7 protein-coding genes are annotated in these 7,917 nt (G+C 59.4%); 3 read left to right on the top strand and 4 right to left on the bottom strand.

The window, feature by feature from the left end; translation table 11 throughout:
* Nucleotides 1–398: 398 nt before the first annotated feature.
* Together BLP82_RS29635 and BLP82_RS29630 are read right to left on the bottom strand one after the other, a co-directional pair.
* Complete coding sequence (locus BLP82_RS29635; RefSeq protein ID WP_025215936.1) at nt 399–995, bottom strand: YceI family protein; 597 nt, start codon at nt 993–995, stop codon at nt 399–401.
* A 32-nt stretch (nt 996–1,027) separates the two neighbouring features.
* A complete protein-coding gene (locus tag BLP82_RS29630) occupies nt 1,028–1,579 on the bottom strand; it encodes a cytochrome b (RefSeq protein WP_072405882.1) in 552 nt (183 codons plus the stop codon).
* Between the two features lie 336 nt (nt 1,580–1,915).
* Here BLP82_RS29630 and BLP82_RS29625 point away from each other — a divergent pair, with 336 nt between their 5' ends.
* A complete protein-coding gene (locus tag BLP82_RS29625) occupies nt 1,916–2,422 on the top strand; it encodes a lectin-like bacteriocin LlpB (RefSeq protein WP_092177036.1) in 507 nt (168 codons plus the stop codon).
* 752 nt (nt 2,423–3,174) lie between these two features.
* Here BLP82_RS29625 and BLP82_RS29620 read toward each other — a convergent pair.
* Nucleotides 3,175–4,932: a flavin monoamine oxidase family protein gene (locus tag BLP82_RS29620; RefSeq protein ID WP_092177033.1), complete on the bottom strand. Its 1,758-nt coding sequence runs from the start codon at nt 4,930–4,932 to the stop codon at nt 3,175–3,177.
* Nucleotides 4,933–5,178: 246 nt separating this feature from the next.
* Here BLP82_RS29620 and BLP82_RS29615 point away from each other — a divergent pair, with 246 nt between their 5' ends.
* Together BLP82_RS29615 and BLP82_RS29610 are read left to right on the top strand one after the other, a co-directional pair.
* Nucleotides 5,179–6,585 carry an adenosylmethionine--8-amino-7-oxononanoate transaminase gene (locus BLP82_RS29615; protein ID WP_092177031.1) on the top strand — a complete coding sequence of 469 codons (1,407 nt, stop codon included), beginning with the start codon at nt 5,179–5,181 and terminating at the stop codon, nt 6,583–6,585.
* 207 nt (nt 6,586–6,792) lie between these two features.
* A complete protein-coding gene (locus tag BLP82_RS29610) occupies nt 6,793–7,512 on the top strand; it encodes a 16S rRNA (uracil(1498)-N(3))-methyltransferase (RefSeq protein WP_092177029.1) in 720 nt (239 codons plus the stop codon).
* A 79-nt stretch (nt 7,513–7,591) separates the two neighbouring features.
* On the opposite strand, the gene BLP82_RS29605 is transcribed toward BLP82_RS29610, so the two are convergent.
* A partial coding sequence (locus tag BLP82_RS29605; protein ID WP_139197840.1) for a transposase occupies nt 7,592–7,917 on the bottom strand: 326 nt, incomplete at its 5' end.

Genomic DNA, 7,917 nt, shown 5'->3' with positions numbered 1-7,917 from the left:
AAAAAAAAAGACTACTACGGCCTCTGCTGACTTCTCGCTCCGGCTTGCACCGTCGCCCTTTCAGGCACAAGGCGAGATCTCCCCAGGTAAGAACGCAATCCTTCACCACACAACCGCCGGATTTACGCAGCCTGATCCTTGACCACAAGAACTTCGCGGTTTTATGCCCGCTCGCCCTGATCGGCTTCGCCTTCTATCCGGTTCTTGTACATCGGCTCATGGCTTCGATCCACGCTTCCTCCCCACACTCGGTCGCCCTCATGCAGTTGCGCTTCACTTCGTTCGCTGTGGTCAGCTTACGGCGGGACTTTCACCCACAAGATTGCGCCCATGCTGGGCGCACATAAAAAACGCCCCTGGTCCCAAGACCAGGGGCGTTTTTTTGTCAGGCGCGAAGGTTACTTCGCTTTGACACCTTCAAACGAGACGTACAGTTCGACCGCGTCGGAGGTTGGCCCCAGGTCTTTCTGCTTGCCGAAGTCCGAACGCTTGATGCTGGTGGTGCCTTCGAAACCAGCACGGTAGCCGCCCCACGGGTCCTTGCCTTCACCCAGGAAGGTGGCCTTGACCACGACCGGCTTGGTCACGCCCAACAGGGTCAGGTCACCGGTCACATCGGCGGTTTCCTTGCCATCAGCGTTCTTGCCAGTGGACTTGACGCTGGTGGACACGAAAGTGGCCTTGCCGAATTTGCTGGCGTTCAGGAAGTCAGCGCTGGCGATGTGCTTGTCGCGCTCGGCGTGGTTGGTGAACACACTGGCGGTATTCACGTTGAACTCGATCTTGCTGGCTTCAGGCTTGGCGGCGTCGAAGCTGAACTTGCCGTCGATGTCCTTGAAGGTACCGGTGATGTAGCTATAGCCCAGGTGGCTGATCTTGAAGTCGACGAAGGCGTGCTGGCCTTCCTTGTCAACGACGTAGTCGGCAGCCATGGCCTGGCCGGCAGACAGCAGGGCAGAACCGATTGCCAGGGCGGCGAGCGTCTTTTTCAACATGCTTTCTATTCCTTTGGAGTCGAGGTTGAACATCAGGCTTGGCGCCCCAGCATGCGCTTGAGGGTCGCGTCACGGTCGATAAAGTGGTGTTTCAATGCTGCCAACGCATGAAGGCCGGAAAAAATGACCAGCGCCCATGCCAGGTAGAAGTGGATCTCACCGGCGACGTCTGCCTGATCGGGCAGTCCGGACACCAGCGCGGGTACTTCAAACAGGCCAAACACCGGTATCCCGACACCGTCTGCGGTGGAAATCAGGTAACCGGCAATCATCACGGCAAACAACCCGAGATACAGTGCGCTATGTCCAAGCTTGGCGCCGACGCGGGTCAGGCGGCCATAGGTTGGCAGGGTCGGCGGTGGCGGGCTGACAAACCGCCAGACCACCCGCAGCAACATGACCGCCAGCAGCACCAGGCCAATGCTCTTGTGCAGGTCCGGCGCGTCTTTGCGCCAGGTGCTGTAGTAATCCAGGCCGACCATCCACAGGCCCAGGGCGAACAGCCCGTACACCACCAGCGCAACGCCCCAGTGCACAGCGATACTGACCCAGCCATAGCGAGAAGAAGAGTTGCGAAGCTGCATTGCTCATATCCTGTAAAAACTGCGATCAAGACTAGCGAGTTATCTATCGATTTAAAGCGGAAATTTTCGCTTTGAAATATCGAGAAATACGATCATCAGTCTGGAGGGGGTGGGTTAAGGAAAGATTAAAGGGGAAACGGTAGGTGATGGCGAGGGGGCTGGCGGCCGCTGGATATGCGCCTGAGCCTCATCGCGAGCAGGCTCGCTGCAACAGAAGACCGCGTCGGAATCGTCACCATCGCCCAACTATTTTTTCCATGCAATATATATGTATCGTCATTTCCGCTTCTCCTCTTGATCACATGGGCGTTCAACAACTATTGAACGAGGTGAAGCATGGCTGTTCCTTACACCCCATTTCGGGCCAACGGCTCGCCGCTACTTCCGCCCAATCAAACAATGGCGCCGGGGCAGTTTCTTCAGTCCCCAAACGGAAAGTTTCGACTGATATTGCAGGCTGATTGGAATTTGGTTATCAAGGACGGCGGTACTGTCGTCTGGATTGCAGACAGCAATCAACGTTATAGTGCAACCTTGTATCCAAAGAGAATGCGAGAGCCCCTGCAATTTGTAATCGCTGATAGTGGCTTTCTTTATGATCCATCCAGAAGACGCTTATGGATTGCTGAAAGTAGCCATAGCAGGGACAAGTCGCTTTGGTACAACGCTTGTATGGTCATTCAGGATGACGGCAACCTGGTCATCCATGACAGGCGAACGGGAAAGCTATGCTGGGCTCGCTTTGGCTTCGTCCCGGGACGTATGTCCAAGCCAAAGCGGGTCAAAATTTTATTTGAGGACTTTGAAATTAAAACTTGGTCGTTTTCACTGCCGCCTCTCTAGAGTCACTTATTGGCGCACTCAGGCCTGTAAGGATCCATGTCGCATCTATAAACTAATTGAGGATCGTGCTTTTTCAGCACCATACGACCATCAGCAGTGCAACCACTGATACCGAATACTGCCAATAGCATTAAAGCTGCTATCAACTTCATATTAACTCCAGCTTTTACGAGGTGAAAATTGTGAATTATTAGTTCACCGAGCACTCAGACCTATATGGATCGATGGAGCATTTGTGTGCTAACTGCGGATCTCTTTTTGGAATCATTGGAATTTTCAAAGGATCCCGGCATTCGCCATACACGCACCCGTACATCGAAACCAATACGACCATTGCCATCAGTTTTTTCATACACGCTCCTGTTTTTCGAGGAGCCTAGACTTATGGCTTGGTAAGCGCTATCGCCTGCTTCCGGTTAAAGGGTGGGAAGTTTCCGATATATCGCCGAGGCGTGTAGGACGTCGCGCTTATCAAGCGGCGCCGATACGCTTGATGCGGGATAAAAAAACGCGGCCCCTGAGCCCATGTGGTTCATTTGAGAAAAATGAAGGACCTGTGGCGAGGGAGCTTGCTCCCGCTCGGCTGCGAAGCAGTCGTAAACCGGCGGGTGCGGTGTGCCTGATGCTCCGCATTTGGCAGGTTTGGGGGCCGCTTCGCGGCCCAGCGGGAGCAAGCTCCCCCGCCACGGGTTTGTCGATTGCCTCAAGTGAACAGCATTAGGTCCTTGAACCGCGTTCTTTCCACCTGATCGTTACTGAGACTTGGTTTCAGTAGTCGTCGTCGGTTTGACTGCTGGCTTCTTCGCCGGCTCGGCCTTTTTTACCGGTGCCTTGGTCGGCGCTTTTTTAGCCGGGGTCTTGGCAGCTGGTTTTTTCGCCGCCGGTTTGGCCGTTGCTTTCTTGGTGGGCTCAACTTTCGCCGGAGCAGGCGCTGGTGGTTCCACCGATGCGGGTGCTGGGACGGGCGCAGGCGTTGGAGCAGGCGCTACCGGCTCTGGCGCCTTGACCGGCTCCGGCTTCTTCTCGTCATCCGAGCCACCAAACAGGTTGCTGAAGAAGTTGCCCTTCTTCGCCGCCACCGCGCCGGCAGCGGCGGCCGTTGCAGCCGGCGCGACCTTGGCCGGTTCGAACGACTTGCCGGCCGCCAGGTCTTCAACCTGGCTGGCAGCCCGCTGGCCGCTGCGCAAGGCGCCTTCCAGGGTGCCCGGATACAGGGTATCGGTGTGTTCGCCGGCAAAGGCTACACGCTGCAACGGTTTTTCCCACAGACGCCAGTACTTGCTGATCTGGCCCGGGCCAAAGGCCAGGTACGCGCCGCCCGTGGACGGGTCGGTGCTGTAGCGGCGGATTTCATAGCCGGTGAACGCGCCACGGGCCTGTGGATAAAACGCGTGCAGGCGGATCAGCACCTGATCGACCATCTGCTTGTCGCCGAAGGCCTGCATCACCCGGGCGTTGTCGCCGGACAGGTTGATGACCACGTTGGCGCCGCCCTTCATGGCCGGCTCGATCCACATCATGCCCAGGCCGGCGTTACTGTAGATTTCGCCCGACATGCGTGCCTTGCTGTCCCAGACCGGGGTCTTGAACTTGAGCATGATCTGGTCGCGCCAACCGTAGTTGGTGCCCTTGATCGCGCCTTGATGCTGGGCGTCCAGGGCCGGGGTCAACTGGATCTTGTTCAGCGCCCGCAATGGCACCGCCAGCACTACGTAGTCAGCCTGGTAACCCACGCTGCCGACCTTGACGGTCACGCCGTCCTTGTCCTGGGAGATGGCCGACACCGGCGAGTTGGTCTTGATGGTTTTCAGTTGCTTGACGAACGCCTGGGCCAGGGTCGGACTGCCGCCGAGCAGGCGCGAGGCCCGCAGGTCGCGGTCGGACACGCCACGATAGACGCGGTTCTGCTGGGCGAAATACAGCAGCGACAGGCGCGAAGGTTCGTCATAACGGGTGCGAATTTCCTGGTTCACCAACTGACGCGCCGTGGCCGGCAGTTGTAGACGATCGAGCCAGTTGGAGACGGTGATCTGGTCCAGGGCGTGCAACGTGTTGTTGGCCGCCGGGTTCTGCGGGTCTTCGATGGAGCGCGCCAGGTCGTCCAGGGTGGTTTCGTAGCGCTTGAGGGCTTCGGCGGTGGCCGGCTGCTTGGTCGCCAGGTCGGCGGCGGTGAAGTAGGTGCCGTCGATCAGGTAGCTGGGGGTACGCACGAACTCCGGGGCCGGCGTGGTGCTCAGCTTGAAGGTCGAGACGTACTTGTTCAGCACCGGCTGCGTCTTCTCATTGCCGATCCACTCGCTGGTGGCCATGCCCGAGCGACCGCCCAGGTCCGGCTTGGCTTCCAGCAGCGTCACGGCCCAGCCTTTGTTCTGCAGCTCATAGGCCGCGGTGAGTCCCGCCAGGCCGCCGCCGATGACGATGGCCGTCGGTTGTTTGTCCTTGGCCAGCGCCGAAACGCTGAACAGCCCTATCATCACCAGCGCACAGGCGCGCAGCCAACCAGCAGACATTCAACGAACTCCGGATTAAACGTAGGAAATTTCAGCTTTCGAGCCAGGCGGCTCTCGGTTTTTCGAGCCAGTCGGCTCAGGGAACGGCGAAGAATACGACAGCCATCAAAGCGCCGCCAGCGGCGTCTATCGCCTCGCTCAAAGTAGCGCCAGCGACACAATGGGTTGTCCCCACGGCCGCCATTGCATAGGCTTGCGCGATTGTTTTGCCCGCGCCCGCCGCGAGCCGCCTCGAGGAGACTGTAAATGGGCCTGAATAACCAGTGGATGCAACGCGACCTCGCGGTGCTATGGCATCCCTGCACCCAGATGAAAGACCACGAACAGCTGCCACTGATCCCCATCAAGCGCGGTGAAGGCGTGTGGCTGGAAGATTTCGAAGGCAAGCGCTACCTCGATGCCGTCAGTTCCTGGTGGGTCAACGTGTTCGGCCATGCCAACCCGCGCATCAACCAGCGCATCAAGGACCAGGTCGATCAGCTGGAGCATGTGATCCTGGCCGGCTTCAGCCATCAGCCCGTGATCGAACTGTCCGAGCGCCTGGTGAAGATGACGCCCGAGGGCCTGACCCGGTGCTTCTATGCCGATAACGGCTCGTCCTGCATCGAAGTGGCGATGAAGATGAGCTTCCACTACTGGATCAATCGCGGCCGGCCGGACAAGAAGCGCTTCGTCACCCTGAGCAACAGCTACCACGGCGAAACCATCGCGGCGATGTCGGTGGGTGATGTGCCGTTGTTCACCGAGACCTATAAGGCGCTGTTGCTGGACACGATCAAGGTGCCGAGCCCCGACTGCTACCACCGCCCCGAAGGCATGGGCTGGGAAGAACATTCGCGCAACCTGTTCGCCGCCATGGAGCAGACCCTGGCCGAGCACCACGACACGGTGGCGGCGGTGATCGTCGAGCCACTGATCCAGGGTGCCGGCGGCATGCGCATGTACCACCCGGTGTACCTGAAGTTATTGCGCGAGGCGTGCGACCGCTATGGCGTGCACCTGATCCATGACGAAATCGCCGTCGGCTTTGGCCGCACCGGAACGATGTTCGCCTGTGAACAGGCCGGCATCACGCCGGACTTCCTCTGTCTGTCCAAGGCCCTGACCGGCGGCTACCTGCCGCTGGCGGCGTGCGTGACCACCGACGAGGTCTACAGCGCGTTCTACGACGACTACCCGACCCTGCGCGCCTTCCTGCATTCCCACAGCTACACCGGCAACCCGCTGGCCTGCGCGGCGGCCTTGGCGACGCTGGATATCTTCGAAGAAGACAACGTCATCGAAAACAACCAGGCCCTGGCCCAACGCATGGCCAGCGCCACCGCGCACCTGGCCGATCACCCGAACGTCGCCGAAGTACGCCAGACCGGCATGGTGCTGGCCATCGAGATGGTGAAGGACAAGGCCAGCAAAACCGCGTATCCGTGGCAGGAACGGCGTGGCCTGGCGGTGTTCCAGCATGCCCTGGAGCGCGGTGCGTTGCTGCGGCCGTTGGGTAGCGTGGTGTACTTCCTGCCGCCGTATGTCATCACCCCGGAGCAGATCGACTTTCTCGCCGAAGTGGCCAGTGAAGGCATCGACATCGCCACCCGGGACAAGGTCAGTGTGGCGGTGCCGAAGGATTTTCACCCGGGCTATCGTGATCCGGGCTGAACCTCGGTCTTCTTGTTGGAACACTATTGTGGCGAGGGGATTTATCCCCGCTGGGCTGCGCAGCAGCCCTAAAACCGGATACCCCGGTGCTTCAGGCAAATCGCGTTGGATGTATTTGGGGCTGCTTCGCAGCCCAGCGGGGATAAATCCCCTCGCCACAGGTGCCGGGAGCATCCATAGCACCATTAACTTTTTCAGAGATTCGACATGAGACTGTCCCGCTTCTTCATCGACGCCCCCCTGAGCCTCGGCGACCACGAACTGCCCGAAGCCCAGGCCCATTACATCGGCCGGGTGCTGCGCATGGCCGAGGGCGATGCGGTGCAAGTGTTCGATGGCTCCGGCCAGGAGTTTCGCGGCACGTTGGCCGAAGTCGGCAAAAAGCGCGTGCGGGTGCAGTTGGACGAGCAGTTCGCCGGACAACTTGAATCGCCGTTGCGTATCCACCTCGGCCAGGGCCTGTCCCGAGGCGAGCGCATGGATTGGGCGATCCAGAAAGCCACGGAGCTGGGGGTCAGCGAGATCACGCCGATTTTCAGCGAACGTTGCGAAGTGCGCCTCAAGGACGAACGCGCCGACAAGCGCCTGCTGCACTGGCGCCAGGTGGCGATCAGTGCTTGCGAGCAGTGCGGGCGCTCGACCGTGCCGGTGATTCATCCGCCGCTGCTGCTGACTGACTGGTTGAAGCAGGCCGAGGCCGAACTGAAGCTGGTGCTGCACCCGGTGGCCGAGCCGCTGGTCAGTCATGACAAACCGTCGACCCTGGCCTTCCTGATCGGTCCCGAAGGCGGGTTGTCGGATGCCGAAGTCGAGCAGGCCAAGACCGCCGGCTACCAGGCCGCCCGCCTCGGCCCACGCGTGCTGCGCACCGAAACCGCGCCGGTGGTGGCCCTGGCCGTGGCGCAGCAGTTGTGGGGGGATTTCTAGTGTCCTGGGGATGCTGAAGACCAAATGTGGGAGCGGGCTTGCTCGCGAAGACGGAGTGTCAGCCAATATTTATGGTTCTTCACGGATTACCGGGAAAGACGCTCTTGATCTTCATGAAAAAGAATTCGCTATCCCGGTAACCGTACGCCATCCGCTTGATGACCTTTATTCGATTGTTTATTCCTTCCAACTGACCGGTGTGCATCGGCCAGCGAACCCGGCTCACGATGCCCCGCCAGTAACCCTTTAGCCGTTTGGCGAACTGGATCAGAGCTGGTATTTCGCTTTCATGCGCATGGCGCAGCCATTGCTTCCAGGCCGATCGCCAACCCCAGGCAGTACTCGGGGTCCAGAGTGTTTTGAGTTCAGCCTTCATCAAGTAGACCGTCATCAACGCTTGGTTGG

Origin of the sequence: Pseudomonas sp. NFACC37-1 (assembly GCF_900101575.1) — a bacterium.
GTDB classification, from domain to species: domain Bacteria; phylum Pseudomonadota; class Gammaproteobacteria; order Pseudomonadales; family Pseudomonadaceae; genus Aquipseudomonas; species Aquipseudomonas fluorescens_AA.
The sequence above is the reverse complement of the archived record's forward strand: the minus strand, read 5'-3'. Positions and strand labels throughout refer to the sequence as shown.

What these genes read in the sequence shown, in the direction of transcription:
- BLP82_RS29615 (WP_092177031.1), top strand. Translation starts at nt 5,179, where the DNA reads ATGGGCCTGAATAACCAGTGGATGCAACGCGACCTCGCGGTGCTATGG.
- BLP82_RS29625 (WP_092177036.1), top strand. Translation starts at nt 1,916, where the DNA reads ATGGCTGTTCCTTACACCCCATTTCGGGCCAACGGCTCGCCGCTACTT.
- BLP82_RS29630 (WP_072405882.1), bottom strand. Translation starts at nt 1,579, where the DNA reads ATGCAGCTTCGCAACTCTTCTTCTCGCTATGGCTGGGTCAGTATCGCT.
- BLP82_RS29635 (WP_025215936.1), bottom strand. Translation starts at nt 995, where the DNA reads ATGTTGAAAAAGACGCTCGCCGCCCTGGCAATCGGTTCTGCCCTGCTG.
- BLP82_RS29620 (WP_092177033.1), bottom strand. Translation starts at nt 4,932, where the DNA reads ATGTCTGCTGGTTGGCTGCGCGCCTGTGCGCTGGTGATGATAGGGCTG.
- BLP82_RS29610 (WP_092177029.1), top strand. Translation starts at nt 6,793, where the DNA reads ATGAGACTGTCCCGCTTCTTCATCGACGCCCCCCTGAGCCTCGGCGAC.